Here is a 25,608-nt window from a genome sequence, read left to right on the forward strand (position 1 = left end):
TTGTCGTGCATGGAAATCCCACACGACCTGTCGTGTCCTTGTGTTTCAATAAGTTAGCTTGCAAGAAGCTGACATTCTCACCACGCGAACCTGTGTCTTGTGGATCATTGTCCTGCCTGTCTGGATGACAGGAAGTTGGACTTGGTGTGTGACCACCAATAGCCTGAAGTGGCGTGCGTCTCTGGCAACGGAGGGGTGCGAAGCCCACTGAACAAGTCCCCCGCAAGGGGCGCAACAACCGCGAGGTTTTCGCGCAGATTCCGGTAGCAGCAGACCGGATGAGGGGCGAGGCTGGCTGAAATGGGCAACTTTTGTGAACTATCGATAAACGTCGCGAATAGGAAAATGCTCAAGCTGCTAACGGGCATTCTATGGCTGGTCATTCCGCTTCATCGACGGGATGCGTCACCAAGAAGAGCCATCGGCGAATAGATAGGCCCTACCTTAGTCGTGTGATCTACAAGGAACGTGGTAAGCCCGTATTCCTGCCCTCCGGGCAGGCCGACTGCAAGGAAGGCTGTGGGGAATGCGGGTAAGGGAGGTCGGAGAAAGCAAATGCCGGTCTGTAATGGACCGGATACGCCCACTTCCGACTGGTCTGTACTCGCGTAACACCTGATTGACCTCACCAATGTGGACGGAAGACTCGTCCACATCACTTGACCCCGACCGGGCGCATGACGCCCTTTCGGGGACGCTCTGTGCCTTCGGCCGTGGTTATTCAACGGAAGGAACGAAGCATGAGAGTGACCACACCTTGTGGGCCTGCGCGTTCCCGCGTCCCTGACAACTGGCACCAGATCGACTGGCGCCGGGTGGAAAGGAATGTGCGGGGAATACAGGTCCGTATCGCGAAGGCAACGCAGGAAGGCCAATGGCGCAAGGTGAAAGCCCTGCAACGCTGGCTGACCCGCTCGTACTGCGGCAAGGCAATGGCCGTACGACGAGTGACAGAAAACCAAGGCTCCAGAACGCCAGGGATCGACAAGGAAATCTGGAAGGAACCAGAAGCCCGCGTGGAAGCGATAGGCAAGATGCAGCGGCGGGGTTACAAGCCCAAGCCTTTGCGTCGTGTCTTCATCCCCAAGGCCAATGGCAAGGAACGTCCGCTGGGCATCCCGACGATGTTGGATCGGGCCATGCAGGCGTTGTACTTGCTGGCACTGGAACCGGTAAGTGAGTCAAGCAGCGATCCCAACAGCTACGGCTTCCGGATCAACCGCTCGACGCACGATGCCATGGGCCAGCTGTTCGTCTCCTTGTCCCGGAAAGCATCCGCCGAATGGGTATTGGAGGCTGACATCAAGGGGTGCTTCGACTGGATCAACCACGACTGGCTGCTGCGCAACGTCCGCATGGATCGCGTGGTAATCGGGAAGTGGTTGAAGGCCGGAGTCATCCACAAGGGCCTGCTTCAGAAGACCGAAGCAGGGACGCCACAGGGCGGCATCATCAGCCCGACATTGGCAAACGTGACACTGAATGGGCTGGAATCAGGTCTGCACGCGCATCTCATCGCGCAGGTGGGCAAGACAAAGGCCAAGAGACTCAAAGTGAATGTGGTGCGGTATGCGGATGACTTCGTGATCACCGGCAAATCAAAAGAGCTGCTGGAACAGGAAGTGAAGCCATGGGTGGAAAAGTTCCTCAAGGAGCGAGGGCTGGAACTATCCATGGAGAAAACGCACATCGTGCACATCGACGACGGGTTCGATTTCCTCGGGTGGAACTTCCGCAAATACGCGGGAAAACTACTCATAACGCCGAGCAATAAGAACGTGCAAACGTTCTATCGCAAAGCGAAGGAGGTCATCAGTGGACACAAAACGGCAAGGCAGGGGGAGTTGATCGCCCTGCTGAACCCGATGCTGCGAGGCTGGGCGAACTACCACAGTCCTGCAGTAGCCAAGAAGGCGTTCAGTCGCATGGATCACCTGCTGTTCCGGGCGATCTGGCGATGGAGCAAACGGCGGCACCCGGGGAAGAGGATGGACTGGATCAGGAAGAAGTATTTCCACTCGGTTGAACTTCGGAACTGGATATTTGCCGCGCCAAAGATGGACAACAACGGAAAATGGCGGACAGCAACGCTACTGAAGCTGGCCGACACGCCGATCCGCAGGCACGAGAAGGTGAAGGGGAGCTACAACCCCTTCAATCCGGAACATGAGAAGTACGGGGAAACCCTGCGCCAACAGCGCCTGCTGCACAGCAGGCGCCACCGGACGCAATGGACGACCCTGTTCCGATCACAAGCCGGGTGCTGTGCATTGTGTGGTGGGGCGATAACGCGGGAAACCGGGTGGCACGACCATCACATCGTCTACAGGGCGATGGGTGGGTCGGATACACTGGCCAACCGCGTTCTTCTGCACCCGATATGTCATTCCCGAGTCCATCAACTTGGTTTGAACGTTGTGAAGCCGGCCTCCCCACGGAGGCTTTAATCAGGCTTGAGCCGTATGCGGGGAAACTCGCACGTACGGTTCTTAGGGGGGGGGGCTCATGCAAGTGAGCCCTCCCACCCGACATGAACACGTTGAGCCCTCGGCCCCCCGACCCGCTTTCACGCCGATGGCGCAGCGCTTCCGCGGTTTCCTGCCCGTCGTGGTGGACGTGGAAACCGGCGGCTTCGACTGCACCCGGCACGCCTTGCTGGAAATTGCCGCGGTCCCGGTGGAAATGGACGAAAACGGCCTGCTCTATCCCGGCCAGACCGCCAGCGCGCACGTGATTCCGGCCGAAGGAACCGAGATCGATCCCAAATCGCTGGAAGTGACCGGCATCGTGCTCGATCACCCGTTCCGCCTGGCCAAGCCCGAACGCGAGGCGCTGGAACATGTGTTCGCACCCGTGCGCGCGGCAATGAAGAAGTACCACTGCCAACGCGCGATCCTGGTCGGCCACAACGCCCACTTCGATCTGAACTTCGTCAATGCCACCGTCGCCCGCAGCGGCCACAAGCGCAACCCGTTCCATCCGTTCAGCGTGTTCGATACGGTGACCCTGGCAGGCGTGGCCTACGGCCAGACGGTATTGGCCCGTTCGGTGCAGGCCGCCGGCTTCGACTGGGACGCCAACGAGGCCCACAGCGCGGTCTACGACACCGAGCAGACCGCGCGCCTGTTCTGCAAGATCGTCAATGCGTGGCCGTCGTCGCCGCTGGGCGCCCTCTCCCGTTAACCCTCGCAGATGCGGTCGCGGCCTTCACTCTTGGCCCGGTAGAGGGCCAGATCCGCGCGTGCGTACAGCTGTTCCGGGGCCTGATCGGCCGCGCCCAGCTGCACCACGCCGGCGCTGAAGGTCAGGTGCAGCCCGGCGATATCGGCCCAGTCCGGCTGCGCGTGGAACAGCTCGCGCAGCCGCTCGCTGATGCGCAGGGCCTCCGCCAGCGGCGTGTCGCTGAGGATCAGTGCGAATTCCTCGCCGCCCAGCCGCGCCGCCAGGTCCGATTCGCGACAGCCGCTGCGGAGCAGACGGCCAACCTTGCGCAACACTTCATCGCCGACGCCGTGGGACCAGGTGTCATTGACGTTCTTGAAGTGGTCGATATCCAGCACCACCAGCGACAGCGGCTGGCCATTGCGCGAGGACCGGGTCATCTCGCGCGCCAGGGTCTGGTCGAACGCGCGGCGATTGGCCAGCCCGGTCAGCGCATCCTCCCGCGCCTGCCGCTCGAAAGCCTCGGCCTGCTCGCGCAGACGCTCGGCCAGCGTGCTCTTTTCCTCGTTGGCGGCCAGCAGGTGGTCGGCCTGCAATTTCAGATCGTGGGTGCGCTCCTCCACCAGCCGCGCCAGACGGGCGTTGTTGGCCTCGTAACGATGGATCACGTAGCGGAACAGCGCATACAAGGCCAACAACACCAGCAGCAGCGCCGCGAAATGGACATCCAGCCGCTGCCACCACAGCGGCTGGACGGTGAACTGCCACAGGGCCGCCCCCTCGCTCCAGCGGCCATCCGGATGCGCCGCCGACACGTGCAGGGCGTAGTTGCCCGGCGGCAGGCCCACATACTCCACGCCGCGCTGGTTGCCGCGCTCGACCCAGTCACGCTCCAGTCCTTCCAGCCGGGTGCGGTAACGGATCCGGTCGGACATCAGATAACTGAGCCCGACATAGTTCACCGCCACCCGCAGCCCGCCGGGAATCATCTTCGCCTCGCCGCTGCGCCAGTTCAGCGGTTCGCCATCCAGCCGCACGTTTTCGATCACCGCCGTCGGTGGCGGACGTGACTGGAAGCGCTGCAATGCCGCCGGTTGCACCGTGGTGACGCCACCGGCGGTAGCCACCCAGATGCTGCCATCGCGCCGGCGGACGGCCGCCGGCCCCGAGCTGCCATTGGCCTGCGCGCTGGCGACCCCGTCGATCTCGCGGTACATCACCCCCTCCAGCCGGGGCCGCGTGCCATCGGCCACCGCCTGCAGCTGCTGCGCGTCCGTGCGCCAGATGCCGCGATTGCTGCTCAGCCAGACATTGCCCAGCGCGTCGGGCACCAGCTCGAACACCGTATCCACCGGCAGCCCGTGTTGCAGCCCCACGTGCGCCAGGCCGTTGCCGGTGTAGCGGTAGAGACCACGGTCGCTGGTGATCCACACCGCATCGTCAATCTGGCGGAAGCCGTATACGGCGCGCGCATCGCCAAGTTTGGCGATATCGATCTTCTGGGCGCGTCCGCCCTGCATGCGCCACACGCCTTCGGTGGTACCGATCCACAGGGTGTCTTCCAGCCAGCTCAACGCCAGCACCACCGTGCGCGGCATGCCCGGAAGCACCACCGGCACGGCGCGCCCGTTTTCCAGCTGCAGCACCCCGTGGGCCGAGCCCAGCCACACCCGGCCGTCGGGCGCGAGCGCGATCGCCCGGTAGTTGCCACGCGGCACCTCCTCCCCGGGCCGGTACCGCTGCACACGGCCACGGTCGTCGATATGGAAGACGCCCTCGCCACGGGTGCCGATCCAGACGTCATCCCGGTTCCCGGTAGCCAGCGCCAGTATCGAAGGCTGGCGTTCGCCGGGCCGCAGGGCGACCGGCTCGATCCGCCCATCGGGCAGCATCCGGTCCAAGCCACTGCTGCTGCCTATCCACAGCGCCCCGTTGGCATCTTCGGTGAGCGTGCGGATGAAATCGCCACTGAGTCCATCGCTATGGGTGTAGCTGTTGAACAGGGCCTCGCGCAGGCGCAACAGACCGCCATTCAAGCCGACCCAGATGCTGCCTTCCTGGTCCTCCAGCAGGCTGATGACCCGCGAGTCGAGCAGCGCCCCGGTCGAGCGCAGATGCTCGGCGCCCTTTTCGCCCAACCGCCACAGCCCGTTGTTTTCGGTCCCCACCCAGACCTCCCCGTGGCGGTCCAGCAGCATCTCGGTGAGCTGGCCCACGCCGGGAAGCCGGTGTTTGAGTACCAGATGCTCGCCTTCCATCCGGTAGAGATGGTCGGCCGCCACCACCCACAGCGAGTGATCCGGTGCCAGATAGGGCCAGGCCAGACCGGGCGGAAGATCGAACGCGGCAGGCGCGCGCTTGATCACGCCGTCGACATCCAGATACAGCAGGCCGTCGAAGGTTCCTATCCAGACCCGGTCACGCCCGTCCACCGCCATGTGGGTGAAATTGACCGCATCGCGCAGCGCCGCCGGCGGCAGGAAATGATGGAAGCGGCCATCCGGGTCCAGCCGGCCAAGTCCGGTGCCTTCATACAGCAGCCACAGCCGGTCGCGGCTGTCCTTGTGCATGGCCTCGATCATGACCGCCGGCGCATCGCCGTGGGGCGGCCGCCACTGCTGCCAACGGCCCTTCTGGTCGAAACGGGTGACATTGCCGCGCGAATCCCCCACCCACAACGCGCGCTCCCGGTCCACGTACAGGGTGCCGATGCCGTTGTCCGGCACGGGAGGACGGCTGTTGCGATCGAACACGGTGAAATCCAGCCCGTTGTAGCGGGCCAGCCCTTCCCAGGTGGCGAACCATAGATGGCCGTCAGGAGTCTGCGCGATATCCCGCAACGTGTTGTGCGGCAGGCCGTTGCGGCTGGTCCAAAGGTCGCGGCTGTAATCGTTCAGCGCGGTGCGGCTGGACTGGCTCCAGGCGGGCCACGCGGCCATCAACAACAGCAGAAACAACGACAACGCGCCGCTTACCCGCCGCCCGGCGGGCAAGCGCATACGACCTGCGCTGTCTGCCAGGTAAGCCTTATGACCGGTTTCCGATTCCATCGTGGACGATCTGCTCTTGCATGCGCCCCCGGCCTGGCGCGCCCCTGAATACCGGGTCCCGGGGAAGCCACGGCGCGCCTGCAACGACAACGCCGCCATCCTCCGACAGCTTCAACCTACACCACTTGCCCGCGACCGGCGGCAACCATTCCCATTTGCCGCGCGGGCCACGGGACATCCCGCCACCGTGACAGCAGCGGCGAACGGCGGCTCGGGAAGAGATCAAAATGCGGCCGGACATGGCGAATGCCCCATCGCCCGACTCTGCCGGCTGGCACCGCGTCCATCGCGGCACGTCCATCCGCCGGCAGCCCCCTGTTGGCCCGGCAGATGCTAACCGGCAAACGTAAGAGCCCAGGCGGTGATCGCGCAGGCTGCCTGTCCAGGCGATCACGCGGATCGCCCGTCCCACCCTCCCTTCGGGTATCGGCAGAAACCCGCACCCGGGGATGCACTGGCGAGCTGGCGCGGCAGGCGCCCGTGGCGGCTTCGCACCGGCGCACCGCGGTCGCAGCCATAAAAAAGCCCCGCTGATGGCGGGGCTTTGGGTGGCAACGGAGCGGTTCAGACCAGGCGCTGGCGCACCGCCTCAAACAGCACCACGCCGGTGGCCACCGACACGTTGAGGCTTTCGATATCGCCCGGCATCGGGATGCGCACCAGCCCATCGCAGGTCTCGCGGGTCAACCGGCGCAGGCCATCACCCTCGCCGCCCATCACCAGCGCCACATTGCCACGCAGGTCGAGCTGATGGATGGTCTGGTCCACTTCACCGGCCAAGCCGTACACCCACACGCCCAGCTTCTGCATGTCCTTGATACAGCGCACCAGATTGGTCACCGCCACCACCGGGATACGGTCGGCGGCACCGGCGCTGGTCTTGCGCACGGTGGCGTTGACCGGCGCGCTCTTGTCCTTGGGAATCACCACCGCGGTGACGCCGGCAGCGGCCGCGCTGCGCAGGCAGGCGCCGAGGTTGTGCGGGTCCTGCACCTCGTCCAGCACCAGCACCAGCGCCTTGCCGCCAGCGGCCTCGATCAGGCCTTCCAGCTCGTTCTCGGCCCACAGCTTGGGCGCGGCGTAACGGGCGACCACGCCCTGATGGCGGACCTGTCCGGCCACGCCACCCAGTGCCTGGGCGTTGACCTTGCGCACGTCGATGCCTTTCCGCAGGGCTTCTTCCTCGATTTCCACCAGACGCGGATTCTTGGCGCCGGCCTCGATCAGCACTTCGCGGACATTCTCCGGGTCTTTTTCAATCGAGGAAGCCACGGCATTGACGCCGACGATCCACTGGTTCTGCTTGCTCATGGGCGTCACATGGGGAAAAACGGGGGGTGGCAATGGTAGGCCCATTCGGTCCGGCCCGCAGCTGCCACCGGCCTGCGGACCGCGCGACGGGCGGCCGCCTGCCGGCAGCCGCCATCGACATCAGTACTTCTTTTTGCTGCGTTTGGCCGGTTTGCCACGCTCAGGCAGTGACGGCACGTCCGCCGCCTGGCCGCCCTTGCGCTCGACCAGGCGGAAGTCGATCTTGCGCTCCTCCATGCTGGCCTTGAGCACCAGAATGCGGACCCGGTCACCGAGCCGGAACTCGCTGCCGTTGCGCTCGCCGCTGAGCATCTTGCGGATCGGATCGAACTTGTAATAGTCGTGCGGCAGCTGGGTGACGTGGACCAGACCGTTGACCTTGGAGTCGTCAAGTTCGACGAACAGTCCGAAGCTGGTGACACCACTGATGACGCCTTCAAACTCGCCACCGACATGTTTTTCCATCCACGCGGCGCGATACCGCTCATCCACCTCACGCTCGGCCTCGTCGGCGCGACGCGCACGCTCGGAGCACTGCAGCGACAACGCACTCATCTGATGCGGGGTGTAAAGGAATTTTTCCGGGCGGGCGCCCGTCAGCGCATGCTTGATCGCCCGATGCACCAGCAGATCCGCGTAGCGGCGGATCGGCGAGGTGAAATGCGCGTACGCCTCCAGCGCCAGACCGAAGTGACCGTTGTTGTCGGGTGAATACACCGCCAGCGACTGGCTGCGCAGCAAGACCGACTCCAGCAACGCCGCATCCGGCCGCTCGCGCACCTTCTTCAGCAGCTTGGTGTAATCGCCCGGCTGCACTTTGCTCCACGGCGGCAGACTCAGTTTGAACTCCTTGAGGAATTCAAGCAGGTCCGCATATTTGGATTCCGGCGGCCGCTCGTGCACCCGGTACGGCGCCGGCACATGCGACGCCAGCAGGAACTTGGCAGCCTGCACATTGGCCGCGATCATGCACTCCTCGATCAGCTTGTGCGCCGCATTGCGCACCAGCATGCCGGCCTGGGTGACCTCGCCGCGATTGTCCAGCTCGAAGCGGACTTCCGAGGTTTCAAACTCGATCGCGCCGCGCTTCTCGCGCGCTTTTTCCAGCAGCTTGTACAAGTTGTAGAGATGTTCGATGTGCCCCAGCTGGGGACCGATTGAAGCGCGTGCATCGGCGTCATTCTCGCCAACGGCCTTCCACACCTGGTCGTAGGTCAGACGCGCATGCGAGCGCATCACCGCCTCGTAGAACTTGGACTGGGTGACCTCGCCGTCACTGTCCACCTGCATATCGCAGACGAAACACAGGCGGTCGACATTGGGGTTCAGCGAGCAGATGCCGTTGGAGAGCGTCTCCGGCAGCATCGGTACAACAAAGCCCGGGAAGTACACCGAGGTGGCGCGCTTCTGCGCCTCGTCGTCAAGCGGGGTGCCGGGCCGCACATAATTGGACACGTCGGCGATCGCCACCACCAGGCGGTAGCCCTGACGGTTGCGGATGCGGAAACCCTGGCGATTGCTTTCGCAATACACCGCGTCATCGAAATCCTTGGCGTCAGCACCGTCGATGGTGACCAGCGGCATGTCACGGAGGTCGACACGACCGCCGATCATTTTCTGCTCCACTATCAGCGGCACCGCGGCGGCTTCATCCAGCACTTGCTGCGGGAATTCGTGCGGCAGCTCATGGCCGTGGATCGTCGCCTCCACCACCAGCGACGGTGTCAGCTTGTCGCCCAGCACGGCGATGATGCGACCGATCGGCGGACGCCGGGTGTCCGGCGCCTGCGTCAGCTCGCACACCACCAGCTGCCCGTCTTTGGCGCCGCCGGTGGCATCGGCCGGAATCTGCACGTTGCGCTGGATCCGCTTGTCATCGGGCACCAGATAGCTGATGCCCATTTCCACGGTAAAGCGCCCGATCAGACGGTTGACGCCTCGCTCCAGCACGCGCGCGATGGTGCCTTCACGGCGGCCTCGGCGATCGATGCCGGTGACATTGGCCAGCGCGCGATCACCGTGCATGACCTTGCGCATCTCGTACGGCGGCAGGAACAGGTCATCGCCGCCCTCATCCGGGCGCAGGAAACCGAAGCCTTCCGGGTTGGCGATCACCACGCCGGGAATCAAGCTCAACTGCTGCACCGGGGCGAAGCCGCCGCGACGGTTCTGGACCAGCTGGCCATCACGCACCATCGCGCCCAGGCGTTTGCCCAGCGCCTCGGCCCGGTCAGGCTCGGTCAATCCCAGGTGCCGCCCGAGCTCCTCGGCGTTCTGCGGCCCGCCACAGCGCTCGAGTACCTGCAAGATCGCCTCGCGACTGGCGATGGGCTGCTCGTAACGCTCGGCCTCGCGCGATGCATAGGGGTCATCGATCGTGGATACCGGCGCCGGCTTACGACGGCCACGCACAAAACTCTGCGGTGCACCGTTGTCTTTGGATCTGCTGCGACCGGGCTTGGCCGGCGCGGCCAGGCTGTCTGGCATCCAGGGCGGCAGCTTGCCTGATTTGGAGGATTTGCCCGGCGCTTTACCCGGTGCTTTGCCCGGCTTGCTGCCGGGGGCGGACTTGTGGACCTTGTCGGTCCCAGTGGTCTTTTTGTTTTTCATTGGCCTCCATGGTACCCGCTGATTGCTGTATGCAGTGCAGACCGTGCCACACGCCGTCGTTACGAAATAAAGCGTTGACAAACACCTGCGCCCTATTCAAAATCGCCGGCCTGAAGTGCCCAGGTGGCGGAATTGGTAGACGCACTAGCTTCAGGTGCTAGCGGGGGCAACTCCGTGGAGGTTCGAGTCCTCTCCTGGGCACCACGTTCAACGATCAGACCCGCGCAAGCGGGTCTTTTCGTATGTGCGATTGCCGTCATCCTGTTGCGCAGATTGCCACGACGAACCGCGAGGGACGAGATCGTCGAATCGCACTGCAAAGTTGTTGACGCTTTGCAAAACGGCCTGCATAATCTCGCTCCTGAGTCGCCCAGGTGGCGGAATTGGTAGACGCACTAGCTTCAGGTGCTAGCGGGGGCAACTCCGTGGAGGTTCGAGTCCTCTCCTGGGCACCATGACTCAAACGAAACAACCCGCGAAAGCGGGTTTTTTTGTGCCCGCTGATCGGACCGTTCTTCCAGCGTCACATCTTCATCATTTTTGTTGACAGCCTGCGTCGCGGCCGGCACAATTCCGGTCCTGAGTCGCCCAGGTGGCGGAATTGGTAGACGCACTAGCTTCAGGTGCTAGCGGGGGCAACTCCGTGGAGGTTCGAGTCCTCTCCTGGGCACCATGACTCAAATGAAACAACCCGCGAAAGCGGGTTTTTTCGTTTCTGCCGTTTGAAATTCTTTCCCCGGCAACCCGAAAAAAAAGCGCGCCAGCGCGCGCTTTTTTAATTGTCCCAAATTCCTGCATGCCGCCGCGCTCAATGCCCTCCGGCCGAAGCGGCGCCCGCCCCCGCACCGAAGGGGGGCTTGGCCAGCCACACGAACACGATGATCGCCAGGAACACCCAGCCCAGCAGCAGGAAGATGTCGTTGAAGCCCATCTGCGACGCCTGGTGGCCGATCATGTTGTCCAGCAGCGCGGCGCCATGCTGCAGATCGCCCTGCCCCATCGCGGTGATCCGCTCGTGCATGCCGGGCTCGTAGACCGAAATGTGCGCGGTCAGATCGGCATGGTGCTGCTGGGTGCGCCGCGACCACAGCCAGGTGGTCAGCGAGGCGGCGAAGCTGCCGCCCAGCGTGCGCAGGAACGTCGCCAGCCCTGAGCCGGCCGCCACTTCACGCCCATCCAGATCCGACAGCAGGATCTGCAGCACCGGCATGAAAAACAGTGCCACGCCTGCCCCCATCAGCAACTGGATGCCGGCCACGTGCGCGAAGTTCACCTGCAGGTTGAAGCCCGAGCGCAGGAAACAGGTGATCGACAGCACCAGAAACGCCATGGAGGCGAGCATGCGCATATCGAGCTTGCCACCGTACTTGCCCAGCAGCGGGGCCAGCATGATCGGCAGGATGCCCAACGGCGCGGTGGCCAGCCCGGCCCAGATCGAGGTGTAACCCAGATCGCGCTGCAGCCACAGCGGGATCATCAGCGCGACGCTGAAGAACGCGGCGTAACCGACGATCATCGCCAGCGTGCCGGCGCGGAAATTGCGATGCCGCAGCAGGCGCAGATCGACGATGGGATCCTTGTCGGTCAGCTCCCAGATCAGGAACACCGCCAGCGCCACCACCGCGACACATGCCAGCACCACGATCTTGGTCGAGGCGAACCAGTCCTCCTCGTTGCCCAGATCCAGCAGCAGCTGCAGGCAGCCCACGCCAATCACCAGCGTGACAAGGCCGACATAGTCCATCTTCGGCTTCTCGATCTGCTCGACCCGGTGCCGCAACTGGCCGCCGACGATCACCGCGGCGATCACCCCCAGCGGCACGTTGATCAGGAAGATCCATTCCCAGCTGTAGTTGTCGGTGATCCAGCCACCGAGGATCGGTCCGGCGACGGGCGCCACCACCGTGATCATCGCCAGCAGCGCCAGCGCTTGCCCGCGTTTCTCACGCGGGTAGATCGAGACCAGCAGCGACTGGGTGATCGGGTACATCGGCCCGGCGACAAAGCCTTGCAGCGCGCGCGACGCCACCAGCATGCCCATGCTCTGCGCGATACCGCACAACAGCGAGGCCAGGGAGAACGCCACCGTTGCCCATACAAACAGCTTGACCTCGCCAAAGCGGCGGCTGGCCCAGCCGGTCAGCGGCAATGCGATGGCGGTGCTGACCGCGAAGGAGGTGATGATCCAGGTGGCCTGCTGCGAGCTGGCGCCCAGGTTGCCGGCGATGGTCGGCAGCGAGACATTGGCGATCGTCGTATCGAGCACCTGCATGAACGATGCAAGCGCCAGTCCGGCGGTGCACAGCGCCAGGTTGGCCGGCCCCGCACCTGCGTGGGCGGCCGGCGCCGCGGGAGCTTGAGCGGACATGGCGACCTCAGCTGGCGCGCGCGGACGGCGGCAGGTTGTCCTGGATGATGCGGTGGATCAGCGCATCGGCCGCCTGCAGCTGCTGGCCGTAGACCTGCGTGCCATACACCGTGCCCGTGGCGGCCTGGGCCGGCAGCACACCGCCCTGCTGGTCGTGCAGGTTGACCTCGGCTTTCATCGACAGCCCGATCCGCAGCGGATGCTCGGCCAGCTGCTTTTCATCGATGGCGATACGCACCGGCACGCGCTGCACGATCTTGATCCAGTTGCCGCTGGCATTCTGCGCCGGCAGCAGCGAGAACGCCGAGCCGGTGCCCATGCCCAGGCTGGTGATGCGGCCGGCATAGCGCACATCGCCGCCGTACAGATCCGAGCGCAGCTCCACCTGCTGTCCCAGTCGCATGTGGCGCAGCTGGGTTTCCTTGAAATTGGCTTCCACCCACATCTGCTCGGTCGGCACCACCGCCATCAGCACCGCGCCGGGCTGCACGCGCTGGCCAACCTGCACCGAGCGACGGGCAACATAGCCGGTCACCGGCGCGACGATACCGGCACGGGCATGGTTCAGATACGCCTGGCGCAACTGCGCCGCGGCGGCCTGCACATCGGGCTGGGTGGCGATGACGGTGTCATCGACCAGCGCGCGACTGCGCTCCACGGTCTCGCGTGACCCGGCCACGGCCGCCTCGGCGGCAGCGAGTTCGTCACGGGCGTGGGCCAGCTCCTCATTGGAAATCGCACCGCTGGCGGCCAGATCCTTGCGCCGCGCGAAGTCCTCGCGGGCACGCTTGACGCTGATCTGGCGGGCATTGAGCTCGGCCTGCGCGCCTTCCACGCTGCGGTACAGGCCGCGCACCTGGCGCACCGTGCGCGCCAGATTGGCCTGCGCCTGCTGCATCGCCACGTCGGTATCGGCCGGGTCCAGCTGCACCAGCAACTGGCCCTGCTCCACCTTCATGCCGTCATCGGCGGCGATGGCGACCACCGTGCCACCGACCAGCGGCGTGATCTGCACCTGGTTGCCCACCACATAGGCGTCATCGGTATCCTCGGCCCACCGGCCGAACAGGAAATACCACAGCGCAAAGGCCGCAATCAGCAGCACCACGATCAACAGCAGACCGCGCAGCAGTTTGCGGCGACGGCCGGGAGCGGCCGCAGCCGCGTCGGAAGAAGTCTGACTCATAGAAAGGTTTCTCAGGAATTCGAATTGTTGGACGCAGCGGTCGCCGGCAGGTCAGCACTGGCGGGCGCAAAACCGCCGCCCAGCGCCGCGCTCAGGCCGATGGAGGACGCCAGCTGCTGCGACTGCAGGCTGCTCAGCCGCAGCCGCGACTGCAGCAGCAGGTCCTGCGCGCCCAGCACGTCGAGGTAATTGCCGATACCGGCGCGGTAGCGCTGCCCGGCCAGCGCGAATGCGGCCTCGGCCGTATCCACCGCCTGCTGCTGCGATTCCACCTGCACGTCCAGCGAACGCACCGCGTTGACCTGGTCGGCCACCTCACGCAGCGCCGCCACCAGCGTCTGGTTGTAGTGGGCCACCGCCAGATCGTAGTCGGCATCGGCTTTGGCCAGCTGGGCGCGCAGACGGCCGCCATCGAAAACCGGCAGACTCAGCGCCGGTGCGAGCAAGCCGAAACCCGAGCCGCTTTGCAGCAGCGTGCCCAGATCGCTGGAAACCACCCCGCCGAGCGCGGTCAGATTCAAGCTCGGATAGAAGCGCGCCTTGGCCGCATGGATCTGCTGGCCGGAGGCCTCCACCCGCCAGCGCGCGGCCACCACATCCGGGCGCCGCCCCAGCAGATCACTGGGAAGTACCCCGGGCAATTGCAACGCCAACCGGTTCAGAGCAGTGGGCCTGCCGATCTCACGCCCGCGGTCCGGCCCCCTTCCAAGCAGCGCGGCCAGCGCGTTGCGGGCGAGATCGATCTGCTGCTGCGCCGCCTGCCGCTGTTGCTGTGCCAGCGGCACGCGTGCCTGCGCCTGGCGCACCTGCAGCTCGTTGTCGATACCGGCGCCGCGTCGCTGCCGGGTCAGTGCCAGCATCTTTTCGGCACGCGCCAGCTCCTCGTCGGCCACCTGCTGCAGCTGCCAGGCATGATCCAGCTGGACATAGGCCTGCACGATGGCCGCCGACAGGTCCAGCCGCGCGGCCTGCGCATCCACCGCCGCCGCATGCGCGCGATCCACCGCCGCCTCCCACGCCGCGCGTTTGCCGCCCCACAGATCCACGCCATAGCTGAAATTGGCCACGGCCTGCACGCTGCCCATGTAATGGCCACCCAGCTCATTGCCCACCATCGACTCGGGCAGGGTGATGCCGGTGTAGCCCGGCGACAGCGACAGGCTCGGCTTGCGTTCGGCGCTGGTGCTGGCGCTCTGCGCCTGCGCCTGCCGCAGGCGGGCATCGGCCACCTCCAGCGTCGGACTGTTGCGCAGGCCTTCGGCAATGAGCGCATCCAGCTGGGGATCACCCAGTGCCCGCCACCAGTCCGCGGCCGGGAACCCCGGGGAGCTCAGGTCGTGGCCGGCCAGCGTCCTGCCGGCTTGCAGGCTGTCGGCATCCAGCAGCCGCCCTTGCGGACTGAGCCCGCCACTGCTGGCACAGGCGGCCAGCACCAGCGTCAAGCCGGTCAACAACGCCGGCCGGGCACAGCGGTGCAGGCCATGGGAGAAAAGTCGGGATGTGTTCATGGCAGGCAGAGGGAGTCGCGTACGCGGATCAACAGGGAAAGCAGCTGGGCGCGTTCGGCCGCATCCAGATCGCGCATGGCCACATCGATGGTCTGATCGCCACGCCGCTTGAGCCGCTGCCACAGCGCATGGCCTTCGTCAGTCATGACGATCTGCAGCGCACGGCGGTCCAGGGCATGGGGCTCGCGACGCACGCAGCCCAGCGCTTCAAGCCGGTCCAGCAGCCGGGTCACCGCACTGGGCACCTGGTCGATCGCATTGGCCAGTTCCACCGCGGTGCACGGCGCCATCACCGAGAGCTTTTTCAGCCCCAGGTAATGGGTGAAGCCGATACCGAGGTTCTCTTCGGCCATCGACGCATCCAGCCGGCGCACAAGCTCGTCAAAGACCTGCCGCAGCAACAATCCGAAGCTGGGCGGTTGGGAGGTGTCATCGTTCATGCCGGCAATTTTATTCCATATGGAATTATTCTGTCTAGAACATTTCCATCGAGAACCGGATGAGACACCACCACGGCGGCCCCGCCGCGGCACGGGCGTGACAACCGGCTTGGCATCCCGGCCGTCATCCGGATAATCGACCGATCAGGAAACCGGCGGTCCCGCCGCGCTTCTCACAACAGGTAGCTCCCACCCGCAATGACCGATCTTGCCCGCACCGTTTTCCACGGCTACGAACAGCAGCCGCTGCGCGAATATGCCGAACGCGCCTATCTCGACTATTCCATGTACGTGGTGCTGGACCGCGCCCTGCCGTTCATCGGCGACGGCCTCAAGCCGGTGCAGCGGCGCATCATCTATTCGATGAGCGAACTGGGGCTCAACGCCTCGGCCAAGCCGAAGAAATCCGCGCGCACCGTGGGCGATGTGATCGGCAAATACCACCCGCATGGCGACAGCGCGTGCTACGAGGCGCTGGTGCTGATGGCGCAGCCGTTCTCCTACCGTTATCCGCTGATCGAGGGCCAGGGCAACTTCGGCTCCACCGACGATCCCAAGTCGTTCGCGGCCATGCGCTACACCGAATCCAAGCTGACCCCGATCGCCGAAGTGCTGCTTGGCGAACTGGCCCAGGGCACCACCGACTGGACGCCCAATTTCGACGGCACCCTGGAAGAGCCCTCGTGGATGCCGGCACGCCTTCCGCACCTGCTGCTCAACGGCACCACCGGTATCGCCGTGGGCATGGCCACCGACGTGCCGCCGCACAATCTCAACGAGATCGTCAGTGCGGTGATCCGCCTGATCGATGATCCCAACGCCACCGTCGTCGACCTGTGCGAACACGTGCGCGGCCCGGACTACCCGACCACCGCCGAGATCATCACCCCGGCGGCGGATCTGCGGAACCTCTATGAAACCGGCAACGGCAGCGTGCGCGCCCGCGCCACCTTCCTCAAGGAAGGCAGCAACATCGTCGTCACCGCGCTGCCACACCAGGTCTCGCCGTCCAAGGTGATCGAGCAGATCGCCGCGCAGATGCGGGCCAAGAAGCTGCCGTGGCTGGAGGACATCCGCGACGAATCCGACCACGCCAACCCGGTACGGGTGGTGCTGATCCCGCGCTCCAACCGCGTCGATGCCGAACAGCTGATGGGCCACCTGTTCGCCACGACCGACCTGGAACGCAGCTACCGCGTCAACCTCAACGTGATCGGCCTGGACGGGCGGCCGCAGGTCAAGAACCTGAAGATGCTGCTGTCCGAATGGCTGCGGTTCCGCTATGACACGGTCACCCGTCGCCTCAACCATCGCCTGCAGAAGGTCGAGCGCCGCCTGCACCTGTTGGAAGGCCTGCTGGTGGCGTTCCTCAACCTGGATGAGGTGATCCACATCATCCGCACCGAGGATGAGGCCAAGGCCGCGCTGATCGCCCGCTTCGCGCTGAGCGAGGACCAGGCCGACTACATCCTGGAGACCAAGCTCAAGCAGCTGGCACGCCTGGAAGAAATGAAGATCCGCGGCGAGCAGGACGAGCTGGCCAAGGAGCGCGATTACATCCAGTCGATCCTGGAAAGCACCGCCAAGCTGCGCAAGCTGGTCAAGGACGAGCTGATTGCCGACGCCAAGAAGTTCGGCGACGAACGCCGCTCGCCGCTGGTGCAGCGGGGCGCCGCCCAGGCCATCGACGAGACCGAACTGGTCGCCAGCGAGCCGATGACCGTGGTGCTGTCGGAAAAGGGCTGGGTACGCGCAGCCAAGGGCCACGACATCGACGGCAGCAGCCTGTCCTACCGCGAAGGCGACGGCCTGCTGGGCATCGTCCGCAGCCGCAGCACGCAGCAGGTGGCCTTCATCGACAGCGAGGGCCGGGCCTACTCCACGCCGGTACACACCCTGCCCTCGGCGCGCGGCAACGGCGAGCCGCTGACCGGCCGCTTCTCGCCGGCACCGGGCAGCGCGTTCGTGACCCTGGCCAGCGGCGAGAACAACACCCGCTTCGTGCTGGCCTCCACCCACGGCTACGGCTTCGTCACCCGTTTCGAGAATCTCACCGGCCGCAACAAGGCCGGCAAGGCGATGCTCAACCTGTCCACCGGCTCCAGCGTGTTGCAGCCGGCGGTGGTCGCCAATCCGGAAACCGACCGCATTGTTGCCGTCACCAGCGCCGGCAACATGCTGGCCATTCCGGCCAGCGACCTGCCCGAACTGGACAAGGGCAAGGGCAACAAGATCATCGAGATCCCCAAGGCCAAGCTCTCCACCGAACGGGTGGTCGCGGTGGTCGCAGTGGGACCGGGCAACACCCTGCAGGTCCGCAGCGGCCAGCGCACCATGAGCCTCTCCTTCAAGGAGTTGGAGACCTATATGGGCACGCGGGCCACGCGTGGGCATCTGTTGCCCAGGGGCTGGCAGAAGGTCGAAGGGCTGGATGTCCAGTAATTCACTTTGCTGGCGCGCGGCATGCCACACCATGCTGCGCGCCGACTGAAACAGCGACGGCAAACCTGTCCTCAAGGAAGCACCCATGACATCGGCTGAAGACACACCCCCACAGACGATCTGTCCGGAATGTCAGGGCGACAATCTCTACGCCCATGGCGGCATCAACGCCCGTGGCGGCTACGGCCCTGACCTGTTGCCCGGTACCAGTGGCGTCTTCAGCAGCGCCAAGATGCAGACCATCGTCTGTCGCGACTGCGGCCTGATTCGTTTCTATGCGACCCGCGAAACGCTCGCCCGGATCACGCCAGACAATGGCTGGCGGAAAACCCGCTGAAGAGGAGCGACTCCATGCAACCGGATTTCTGGCTGCAGCGCTGGCACAACGGCCAGATCGGTTTCCATCGCACGGATGTCATGCCGCTGCTGACGCGGCACTGGCCCGCACTGGAGCTGCCGCCCGGCAGCCGCGTACTGGTGCCACTGTGCGGCAAGAGCCTGGACATGCACTGGCTGGCCGCCCAGGGACATCGCGTGCTGGGCGTCGAGCTGTCGTCGCTGGCGGTAGAGCAGTTCTTCGCCGAAGCGGGCCTGACGCCGGCGCGCCATCAAAGCAAGTACGGTGAACACTATCGCGCCGGGCCGATCGAGATTATCTGCGGCGACGCCTTCGCGCTGGACAGCACACTGCTGGCCGATATCGCTGGCGTCTACGACCGCGCCGCGCTGATCGCGCTGCCGCCGGAGCTGCGCCGCCACTATCGCGACACGCTGTACGCGCACTTGCCCGACGGCTGCCGCGGGCTGCTGATCACGCTGGAGTATCCCCAGGAGCAGAAACAGGGCCCGCCGTTCAGCGTGCCGCAGTCTGAAGTGGAGCAGCTGTTCAGCGCGCCATGGCAGACCGCGCTGCTGGAACGGCAGGACATCCTTGAGCAGCAACCCGGCTTCCGGGACCAGGGCGTCGCCGTCCTCTCCACCGCGGCATACCGGCTGCAGTACCGTTGAAACACGCAGGGCGGCCTGCGCCGCCCTGTTTCATCAAAACCCGGCCGGCCTCAATGGGCCGGAGCGTCCTTGGCGTCCATCTTGCTGGTCTGGTACAGCTCCAGGCCGATGCGCTTGATCAGACCCAGCTGCTGCTCCAGCCACCAGGCGTGGTCTTCTTCGGTGTCGCGCAGCTGTGCGATCAGGATGTCGCGGCTGACGTAGTCGCCGTGGGTTTCGCACAGTTTTACGCCTGCAGCGAGGTTGGCGCGCACCTGGTATTCGACCTGCAGGTCCTTCTCCAGCATTTCCATCACGGTCACGCCCGGCTCGAAGCCGTGCGGACGCATGTCCGGATCGCCACCGAGGAACAGGATGCGGCGCAGCAGCGCGTCGGCGTGTTCGGTTTCCTCTTGCATCTCGTGACCGATACGCTCGTACAGCGCCATCAGGCCCTGATCCTCGTAACGGCGGGAATGGATGAAATACTGGTCACGCGCCGCCAGTTCGCCGCGCAGCAGCTCTTTCAGGCATTCGATGACGTCGGGGTTGCCCTTCATGGGGTGCTCCTGATGGTTCGCAATGGGCATAGCCTGCCCCATCTGGCGCGGCGATGATCTAATCGGAATCACTTTCAGTTGCGCTTCGCCCCACGCCGGCTGCACAAGCTGTCTACAATCGCGGCAGAACCGCTACCGGGGATAGGCCTGTGCTGCGTTGGCTGCTGCGTTCGCTGGGGATGCTGTTGGGCTTGCTGGTGCTGTTGCTGCTGATTCTCTGGCTGCTGTTGCGCGGCAGCCTGCCAACGCTGGATGGCCAGCGGGCCTTGCCCGGCCTGAGCGCTGCGGTCAGCGTCGAGCGCGATGCGCTGGGCGTGGTGACGATCAATGCGGCCAATGAGGTCGATATGGCCCGTGCGCTCGGTTATGTGCATGCACAGGAGCGCTTCTTCGAGATGGACCTGATGCGGCGCTCGGCCGCAGGCGAGCTGGCCGAGCTGTTCGGCACCGACGCCCTGCCGCTGGACCGCAAGATGCGCGTGCATCGCCTGCGCGCCCGCACCCATGACAACCTCGCCGTCGCGCTGGACGGAAAACGTGCCGTGCTTGAAGCCTATCGCGACGGCGTCAACGCCGGGCTGGCTGCGTTGCCGTTGCGGCCATGGCCCTATCTGCTGCTGCGCCAACCACCACGTCCCTGGCAACTGGAAGATTCGGTACTGGCCGGGCTGGCGATGTATGCCGACCTGCAGGACCCGGCCAACACCCGCGAACTGGCGCTGGCGCGCCTCAAGAAGGTGGTGCCGCCGGCCCTGTATACGCTGCTCACGCACGATGGCAGCAGCTGGGACGCCCCGCTGTTCGGCGCCGCCCGGGGGGACGCGCTGTTGCCGGATGCGGCAACCCTGGACCTGCGCCGTCCAGCCAGCATCGTGCCGCCTGCGCCGGTCGCGGCGGCGTCCGAGGTCCTGGGCAGCAACAACTTCGCCGTGTCCGGCGCCCTGACCGCCGACGGTCGCGCCATCCTCGCCGACGACATGCACCTGGGCCTGCGGGCACCCAACATCTGGTTCCGCGCACGCCTGCGTTACGCCGATCCGACCGCGCCAGACCGCAAGGTCGATGTCACCGGCTTCACCCTGCCCGGCCTGCCGGCGGTGATCGTCGGCAGCAATACCCGCATTGCGTGGGGCTTCACCAACAGCTATGTCGACACCGCCGACTACACCGCCGTGTCCGCCAATGCACCGCTGCGCATCCATGACGAGGCCATTGCTGTCGCAGGCGCCAAAACCGAAGTACTGCGGGTGCGCGAGAGCGATTGGGGACCGATCCTGTATGAGGAACCGGATGGACACCTTCTGGCCCTGCGCTGGGTCGGTCATCAGCCCGGCGCGGTCCGGCTGGCATTCGCCGACATGGCCAAAGCCGCGGATCTGGACGCCGCGTTCGCAACCGCCAATCGCTCCGGCATTCCGGCACAGAATCTGCTGGTCGCCGACCGCAGCGGCCGTATCGCCTGGCGCCTGATCGGTGCACGCCCCGCGCGTGATCCGGCCTGTCACGCCACGGCGACTGCGCAGGCCAGCTGCCCGCCGTGGCCCATCCGCAGCGACCAGGCGCCGGCACTTGTCGATCCGCCCGATCACCGCCTGTGGACCGCCAACGGCCGGGTGCTTGATGGCGTCGCGCTGGCCGACGCCGGTGACGGCGGCTATGACCTCGGCGCGCGTGCCAAGCAGATCCGCGACGGCCTGTTCGCCCGCGAGCACTTCACCGAACAGGACCTGCTGGCCATCCAGCTCGATGACCGTGCCGTGCTGATGGAGCGCTGGTGGAAGCTGCTGCGGCAGACCGTCGGGCACAGTGACGACCCTGCGCTGCAGCGACTGGAAGCGGCCAGCCGCCAATGGCAGGGTCGAGCCTCCACGGACTCGGTCAGCTATCGGATGGCACGCGGTTTCCGCAGCCTCTTGATGGACAACCTCCAGGGCGCGCTGCTGGCTCCGGCCAGAGAGCAGCTGGGCGATCGTTACCTCGCCCCTAGACTTGCCCAGTTCGAGGGCGTGCTGTGGCCCTTGCTCGACCAGCGCCCGCCGCATCTGCTGCCACCGCCCTATGAAAGCTGGGAGGCGCTGTTGGCCACCAGCGCCCGCCAACTGGAAAAGGATCTGGCCCAACAGGGTCCCGATCTGGCGCAACGCAATTGGGGCGAACGCAACACCGCCGCCATCTGCCATCCGGTCTCGGCAGCGTTGCCACGCCCTCTCAAATCCTGGCTGTGCATGCCGGGCGAGCCCTTGGCAGGGGACGGCGACATGCCGCGCGTGGCCGGCCCGAAGTTCGGCGCTTCGCAGCGGATGGTGGTATCACCCGGCCATGAGGGCGAGGGCATCGTACACATGCCCGGCGGCCAGAGCGGCCATCCACTGTCACCTTTCTGGGGCGCCGGTCACGACGACTGGGTGGAAGGCCGCTCATCCCCGTTCCTGCCGGGTCGCACCGCGCACAGCCTGCGTTTGAGTCCGCGCTAAGCGACCGCGCGGCGCCTGCCCTGGCACCCCCTGCATAGCGGCGTCACTTCAGGCGAACCGTCCACTCCACCTCGAGCAGGGCCTCGGCGTCGAACAGCCGGCTGACCTGCACCCAGCTGGCGGCCGGATACATGCCATCGACGAAGAAGGTCTTGCGCTCGGGAATAGCCGTGATCAGCCCCTCCATATCGGTGGTGTAGACGGTTTCCTTGACCACCTGGCTGCTGTTGGCGCCAAACCGCTGCAGGATTCCGGTCAACTGGCTGTAGCAGCTCTGCACTGCAGCCTGCATGGTTTCACCTTTGCAGGGCACGCCCGACACATACAGCATGTCGCCGTCGCGGATCACGCCGGTATAGCCGATATCGGTTTCCCAGCTCCCCAGCACGTGCCGCTCCAGCGGCCCCTCCGCCGCATGGAGCAGCGGACTGCACAGCAAGCCGAACACCATCATGGGAAGCACGCGCATTGGTTTTCCTTGATTGACTGGACGCGGAAACGGTCACGGACAACCGCCCGCGACAACCGGAAAAAGAATGGCCCGCATCGCTGCGGGCCAGGCATCGACACTCAGCCAGCCAGTGCTTGGTCATGCACACCGGCGACGGCACGTCCGGAAGGATCGGCCATGCTGGCGAAGCTGGCATCCCAGGCAATCGCCGCCGGCGAGGAACAGGCGATCGACTTGCCGCCGGGCACGGTTTCAGAAGCCGCGCGGCTCGGGTAGAACTGCTCGAACAGATGACGGTAGTAGTACGCCTCCTTGGTCTGCGGCGGGTTGTACGGGAAGCGCTTGTCGGCCGCGGCCAGCACGCGGTCGCTGACCTGTGCCTCGGCGTGCGCCTTCAAACCGTCGATCCAGCCGTAGCCGACACCATCGCTGAACTGCTCCTTCTGCCGCCACAGGATTTCCTTCGGCAGGTAGCCCTCGAACGCCTCGCGCAGCACCGCCTTCTCAATGCGGCCGCTGGCCTTGTCGATCATCTTGTGGCGGGCATCCATCTTCATCGCCACGTCCAGAAACTCGCGGTCCAGGAACGGCACGCGCGGCTCCACGCCCCAGGCCATCATCGACTTGTTGGCACGCAGGCAGTCGTAGTTGTTCAAGGCGTCGAGCTTGCGCACCAGCTCCTCATGGAACTCGCGGGCGTTCGGTGCCTTGTGGAAGTACAGGTAGCCACCGAAGATCTCGTCGCTGCCTTCGCCGGACAGCACCATCTTCACCCCCATCGCCTTGATCCGCCGCGCCAGCAGGAACATCGGCGTGGAGGCGCGGATGGTGGTGACATCGTAGGTTTCGATATGGCGGATGACTTCCGGCAGCGCATCCAGACCTTCCTCGAAGGTGTACTCGAAACCGTGGTGCACGGTGCCCAGCGCCTGGGCTGCCACCTCGGCGGCAGCCAGATCCGGCGAGCCCTTCAGGCCGATGGCGAAACTGTGCAGGCGCGGCCACCACGCCTCGCTCTGGTCGCCATCCTCGATGCGATGACGCGCATAACGCGCGGCGACCGCGGCCACCAGCGACGAATCCAGCCCTCCGGACAACAGCACGCCGTAGGGCACATCGGTCATCAGCTGGCGGTGCACGGCGCGCTCGAAGGCTTCACGCAGCTCGGCCAGGGAGACGTCCACGCCTGCCACCGCGTCATAATCGCGCCACGGGCGTTCGTAGTATTTGCTCAGGGTATCGGTGCTGCTGTCATACCAGTGCCCGGGTGGAAACTGTGCGACATCGGCGCAGGTGTCGGACAGCGACTTCATTTCCGAGGCCACGCACAGCCGGCCCTGCTTGTCGTGCCCCCAGTACAGCGGTACCACGCCGATCGGATCGCGGGCGATGATTACACGGCCCTTGGCCTTGTCCCACAGCGCGAAGGCGAAGATCCCGTTGAGGCGGTTCAGATACGAAGCCGGCTCATCTTCCCGATACAGCGCGTTGATCACCTCGCAGTCCGAACCGGTCTGGAACGCATACGGCTGGGTGAGTTCCTTCTTCAGCTCCTGGTGGTTGTAGATCTCACCATTCACCGCCAACGCCAACTGGCCGTCGTCGGACAGCAACGGCTGCGAGCCGCCGGCCGGGTCGACGATGGCTAGGCGCTCGTGCACCAGGATGGCGCCTTCGTCCACGTAGACGCCGCTCCAGTCCGGGCCGCGATGGCGCTGGCGCTGGGATTGTTCAAGCGCCTGCCGACGCAGCGCCTGCAGGTCGTCACCGGATTGCAGGCCGAAAATGCCGAAGATGGAACACATGGGAAAGCTCCTGGGGTTGTGTGGGGACAAGCATTCGAAGCAACGGCTGGCAGAGGTGCAGCCGCTCGGTGTTCCCGCCCGGCCACAAAAAAACCCGCATCGACCGATGCGGGTTTTCTGGTGTCCTGAGCCTGTTGCCTGTCCTAGCTCTGGTCGCAGTCCCGCAGTGGCCGCGCACGATTATTCGCGCGCAGATTGTTGCGGTTGTTGTTATTGACAGCGTTAGCCGGGAACCAGGACATGGGGCAGACCGTATCCCGGTTTTCCGGAGCGCGCAACTGTTGCTGCGGCAACCGATTCAGTGCTCGGGCCGCCAGGTTCCCGGATAATCCGCGCACCGCTGTCTGGACTTCATGGATGAAACCGTTTGCCTTCCGCGTGCTGTTGCACGCCCTGTGCCTGTTCACACTGGCCGCCTGCACCACCACCGCACCACACCGTCCCGTCGACACCACCGAGCGCGAGGCGTTGGCTGCCGCCAGCGACGGCCAGTTCGACTCGGTACTGCGTGTGGCAAATCTCTACCGGGCCCGCAACGACCCGCGGGCGCTGGACTGGTACGCACGCGCCGCGGCGATCCCGCCCCGAACGCACCACAGCACCGGGGTGGAGGAGCAACTGGGAACGATCCTGCAACGCGGCCGCTTGGACAGCAGCGATGCGCCGCAAACACAGGAAGCCAGGGTGCTCAAGCCCTCCCCGCGCAAGGCATTGCACTGGTTCCGCAGCGCCGCCTACCACGGCTCACCCTACGCGATGCGCGATCTGGAGCGCTGGCATGCCGATCGCGGCGATATGGCTGGCGCATTGCGCTGGCGGCTACGCCACGCGGTGTACATGCGCGAGCTGTACAAGCTGGACGCACTGCGCAACGCAACCCGCACCTCACCCGAAGCGGTACGTCTGGCCAGCAAGCAGCCATCAACGAATGCCGCCATCGCCCACATCCAGCGACGGGCTGCCCGTGGCGATGCCGAAGCGCAGGTCGACCTGGGCACCTTGCACGAAGCCGGCATTGGCATGCCCGAGGACAAGAGCGAAGCACTGCGCTGGTATCAGCGCGCCGGCGAACAAGGCAATGTCTACGGCCAGTACTTCGCAGGGCTGGCATTGGGGCGCGGCGGCAGGGGGCTGCAGAAGGATGAAGTTGCAGCGGCGGCGTGGTTCGCCAGAGCCCATGCACAGGAGTTCTACCTGGCCGAGAAATCCTACTGGCGCAAAGCCATCGCTCCACCGTTCTTCATCTTCGAGTAG

The 25,608-nt window shown here is 65.2% G+C and carries 17 protein-coding genes and 3 tRNA genes; 10 read left to right on the forward strand and 10 right to left on the reverse strand.

Annotated features, from left to right (window positions below; all coding sequences use genetic code 11):
- The first annotated feature begins 740 nt into the window (after positions 1–740).
- A complete protein-coding gene (gene ltrA / locus ARC78_RS03950; protein ID WP_054659289.1) occupies positions 741–2,447 on the forward strand; it encodes a group II intron reverse transcriptase/maturase in 1,707 nt (568 codons plus the stop codon).
- A gap of 127 nt (positions 2,448–2,574) precedes the next feature.
- Positions 2,575–3,183 (forward strand): ribonuclease T, encoded by a 609-nt coding sequence (gene rnt / locus ARC78_RS03955; protein WP_083468488.1) that lies wholly within the window; start codon positions 2,575–2,577, stop codon positions 3,181–3,183.
- On the opposite strand, the gene ARC78_RS03960 is transcribed toward rnt, so the two are convergent.
- The 3 genes from ARC78_RS03960 to rnr all read right to left on the reverse strand — a co-directional run bounded on the left by ARC78_RS03960 (position 3,180) and on the right by rnr (position 10,133).
- Positions 3,180–6,161, reverse strand: coding sequence for a ligand-binding sensor domain-containing diguanylate cyclase (locus tag ARC78_RS03960; RefSeq protein ID WP_057505789.1), 2,982 nt, complete (start codon positions 6,159–6,161; stop codon positions 3,180–3,182). The two genes, rnt and ARC78_RS03960, sit on opposite strands and share 4 nt — an antisense overlap.
- A gap of 615 nt (positions 6,162–6,776) precedes the next feature.
- Positions 6,777–7,523: a 23S rRNA (guanosine(2251)-2'-O)-methyltransferase RlmB gene (gene rlmB / locus ARC78_RS03965; RefSeq protein WP_054660104.1), complete on the reverse strand. Its 747-nt coding sequence runs from the start codon at positions 7,521–7,523 to the stop codon at positions 6,777–6,779.
- 120 nt (positions 7,524–7,643) lie between these two features.
- A complete protein-coding gene (gene rnr / locus ARC78_RS03970; RefSeq protein WP_057505790.1) occupies positions 7,644–10,133 on the reverse strand; it encodes a ribonuclease R in 2,490 nt (829 codons plus the stop codon).
- A 117-nt stretch (positions 10,134–10,250) separates the two neighbouring features.
- Between rnr and ARC78_RS03975 the strand changes: the two genes are divergently transcribed.
- The 3 genes from ARC78_RS03975 to ARC78_RS03985 all read left to right on the forward strand — a co-directional run bounded on the left by ARC78_RS03975 (position 10,251) and on the right by ARC78_RS03985 (position 10,806).
- Positions 10,251–10,337 (forward strand) — tRNA-Leu (locus tag ARC78_RS03975).
- A 164-nt stretch (positions 10,338–10,501) separates the two neighbouring features.
- Positions 10,502–10,588 (forward strand) — tRNA-Leu (locus ARC78_RS03980).
- 131 nt (positions 10,589–10,719) lie between these two features.
- Positions 10,720–10,806: transfer RNA gene (locus ARC78_RS03985), tRNA-Leu, on the forward strand.
- A 135-nt stretch (positions 10,807–10,941) separates the two neighbouring features.
- Here the strand turns inward: ARC78_RS03985 and ARC78_RS03990 are convergent.
- The 4 genes from ARC78_RS03990 to ARC78_RS04005 are packed head-to-tail and all read right to left on the reverse strand — an operon-like array spanning position 10,942 to position 15,635.
- The gene (locus ARC78_RS03990) at positions 10,942–12,501 is read right to left on the reverse strand and encodes a DHA2 family efflux MFS transporter permease subunit (protein ID WP_054659445.1); all 1,560 of its coding nucleotides are present in this window, start codon (positions 12,499–12,501) and stop codon (positions 10,942–10,944) included.
- 7 nt (positions 12,502–12,508) lie between these two features.
- Positions 12,509–13,687, reverse strand: a complete 1,179-nt coding sequence (locus tag ARC78_RS03995; protein WP_057505791.1) for an HlyD/EmrA/EmrK family protein — start codon at positions 13,685–13,687, stop codon at positions 12,509–12,511.
- An 11-nt stretch (positions 13,688–13,698) separates the two neighbouring features.
- The gene (locus ARC78_RS04000) at positions 13,699–15,195 is read right to left on the reverse strand and encodes an efflux transporter outer membrane subunit (RefSeq protein WP_057505792.1); all 1,497 of its coding nucleotides are present in this window, start codon (positions 15,193–15,195) and stop codon (positions 13,699–13,701) included.
- The gene (locus ARC78_RS04005; RefSeq protein ID WP_054659251.1) at positions 15,192–15,635 is read right to left on the reverse strand and encodes a MarR family winged helix-turn-helix transcriptional regulator; all 444 of its coding nucleotides are present in this window, start codon (positions 15,633–15,635) and stop codon (positions 15,192–15,194) included. Before ARC78_RS04005 ends, ARC78_RS04000 begins: the two co-directional genes overlap by 4 nt.
- Positions 15,636–15,833: 198 nt before the next feature.
- Between ARC78_RS04005 and parC the strand changes: the two genes are divergently transcribed.
- The 3 genes from parC to ARC78_RS04020 all read left to right on the forward strand — a co-directional run bounded on the left by parC (position 15,834) and on the right by ARC78_RS04020 (position 19,085).
- Positions 15,834–18,077, forward strand: coding sequence for a DNA topoisomerase IV subunit A (gene parC / locus ARC78_RS04010; protein WP_054659249.1), 2,244 nt, complete (start codon positions 15,834–15,836; stop codon positions 18,075–18,077).
- Positions 18,078–18,162: 85 nt separating this feature from the next.
- Positions 18,163–18,414 carry a hypothetical protein gene (locus tag ARC78_RS04015; RefSeq protein ID WP_054659247.1) on the forward strand — a complete coding sequence of 84 codons (252 nt, stop codon included), beginning with the start codon at positions 18,163–18,165 and terminating at the stop codon, positions 18,412–18,414.
- 14 nt (positions 18,415–18,428) lie between these two features.
- Positions 18,429–19,085, forward strand: coding sequence for a thiopurine S-methyltransferase (locus tag ARC78_RS04020; RefSeq protein WP_054659245.1), 657 nt, complete (start codon positions 18,429–18,431; stop codon positions 19,083–19,085).
- Positions 19,086–19,135: 50 nt separating this feature from the next.
- On the opposite strand, the gene bfr is transcribed toward ARC78_RS04020, so the two are convergent.
- Positions 19,136–19,624, reverse strand: coding sequence for a bacterioferritin (gene bfr / locus ARC78_RS04025; protein WP_057505793.1), 489 nt, complete (start codon positions 19,622–19,624; stop codon positions 19,136–19,138).
- Between the two features lie 179 nt (positions 19,625–19,803).
- Between bfr and ARC78_RS04030 the strand changes: the two genes are divergently transcribed.
- On the forward strand, positions 19,804–22,098 hold the full coding sequence (locus tag ARC78_RS04030) for a penicillin acylase family protein (RefSeq protein ID WP_057505804.1): 2,295 nt from the start codon (positions 19,804–19,806) through the stop codon (positions 22,096–22,098).
- Between the two features lie 43 nt (positions 22,099–22,141).
- On the opposite strand, the gene ARC78_RS04035 is transcribed toward ARC78_RS04030, so the two are convergent.
- Positions 22,142–22,567, reverse strand: a complete 426-nt coding sequence (locus ARC78_RS04035; RefSeq protein WP_054657183.1) for a RidA family protein — start codon at positions 22,565–22,567, stop codon at positions 22,142–22,144.
- 101 nt (positions 22,568–22,668) lie between these two features.
- Entirely contained in the window at positions 22,669–24,354 is a 1,686-nt protein-coding gene (gene asnB / locus ARC78_RS04040; protein ID WP_054657181.1) for an asparagine synthase B, read from the reverse strand.
- 357 nt (positions 24,355–24,711) lie between these two features.
- Here asnB and ARC78_RS04045 point away from each other — a divergent pair, with 357 nt between their 5' ends.
- Complete coding sequence (locus tag ARC78_RS04045) at positions 24,712–25,608, forward strand: tetratricopeptide repeat protein (RefSeq protein WP_054657179.1); 897 nt, start codon at positions 24,712–24,714, stop codon at positions 25,606–25,608.

Origin of the sequence: Stenotrophomonas pictorum JCM 9942, from assembly GCF_001431585.1 — a bacterium.
Taxonomy (GTDB): domain Bacteria; phylum Pseudomonadota; class Gammaproteobacteria; order Xanthomonadales; family Xanthomonadaceae; genus Stenotrophomonas; species Stenotrophomonas pictorum.

Coding starts and splice junctions, on each gene's coding strand:
- ARC78_RS03990 (WP_054659445.1), bottom strand. CDS start 12,501: ATGTCCGCTCAAGCTCCCGCGGCGCCGGCCGCCCACGCAGGTGCGGGG.
- parC (WP_054659249.1), top strand. CDS start 15,834: ATGACCGATCTTGCCCGCACCGTTTTCCACGGCTACGAACAGCAGCCG.
- ARC78_RS04005 (WP_054659251.1), bottom strand. CDS start 15,635: ATGAACGATGACACCTCCCAACCGCCCAGCTTCGGATTGTTGCTGCGG.
- ARC78_RS04000 (WP_057505792.1), bottom strand. CDS start 15,195: ATGAACACATCCCGACTTTTCTCCCATGGCCTGCACCGCTGTGCCCGG.
- rlmB (WP_054660104.1), bottom strand. CDS start 7,523: ATGAGCAAGCAGAACCAGTGGATCGTCGGCGTCAATGCCGTGGCTTCC.
- ARC78_RS04030 (WP_057505804.1), top strand. CDS start 19,804: ATGCTGTTGGGCTTGCTGGTGCTGTTGCTGCTGATTCTCTGGCTGCTG.
- ltrA (WP_054659289.1), top strand. CDS start 741: ATGAGAGTGACCACACCTTGTGGGCCTGCGCGTTCCCGCGTCCCTGAC.
- bfr (WP_057505793.1), bottom strand. CDS start 19,624: ATGAAGGGCAACCCCGACGTCATCGAATGCCTGAAAGAGCTGCTGCGC.
- ARC78_RS03995 (WP_057505791.1), bottom strand. CDS start 13,687: ATGAGTCAGACTTCTTCCGACGCGGCTGCGGCCGCTCCCGGCCGTCGC.
- ARC78_RS04035 (WP_054657183.1), bottom strand. CDS start 22,567: ATGCGCGTGCTTCCCATGATGGTGTTCGGCTTGCTGTGCAGTCCGCTG.
- rnt (WP_083468488.1), top strand. CDS start 2,575: ATGGCGCAGCGCTTCCGCGGTTTCCTGCCCGTCGTGGTGGACGTGGAA.
- rnr (WP_057505790.1), bottom strand. CDS start 10,133: ATGAAAAACAAAAAGACCACTGGGACCGACAAGGTCCACAAGTCCGCC.
- asnB (WP_054657181.1), bottom strand. CDS start 24,354: ATGTGTTCCATCTTCGGCATTTTCGGCCTGCAATCCGGTGACGACCTG.
- ARC78_RS04045 (WP_054657179.1), top strand. CDS start 24,712: ATGAAACCGTTTGCCTTCCGCGTGCTGTTGCACGCCCTGTGCCTGTTC.
- ARC78_RS04015 (WP_054659247.1), top strand. CDS start 18,163: ATGACATCGGCTGAAGACACACCCCCACAGACGATCTGTCCGGAATGT.
- ARC78_RS04020 (WP_054659245.1), top strand. CDS start 18,429: ATGCAACCGGATTTCTGGCTGCAGCGCTGGCACAACGGCCAGATCGGT.
- ARC78_RS03960 (WP_057505789.1), bottom strand. CDS start 6,161: ATGCGCTTGCCCGCCGGGCGGCGGGTAAGCGGCGCGTTGTCGTTGTTT.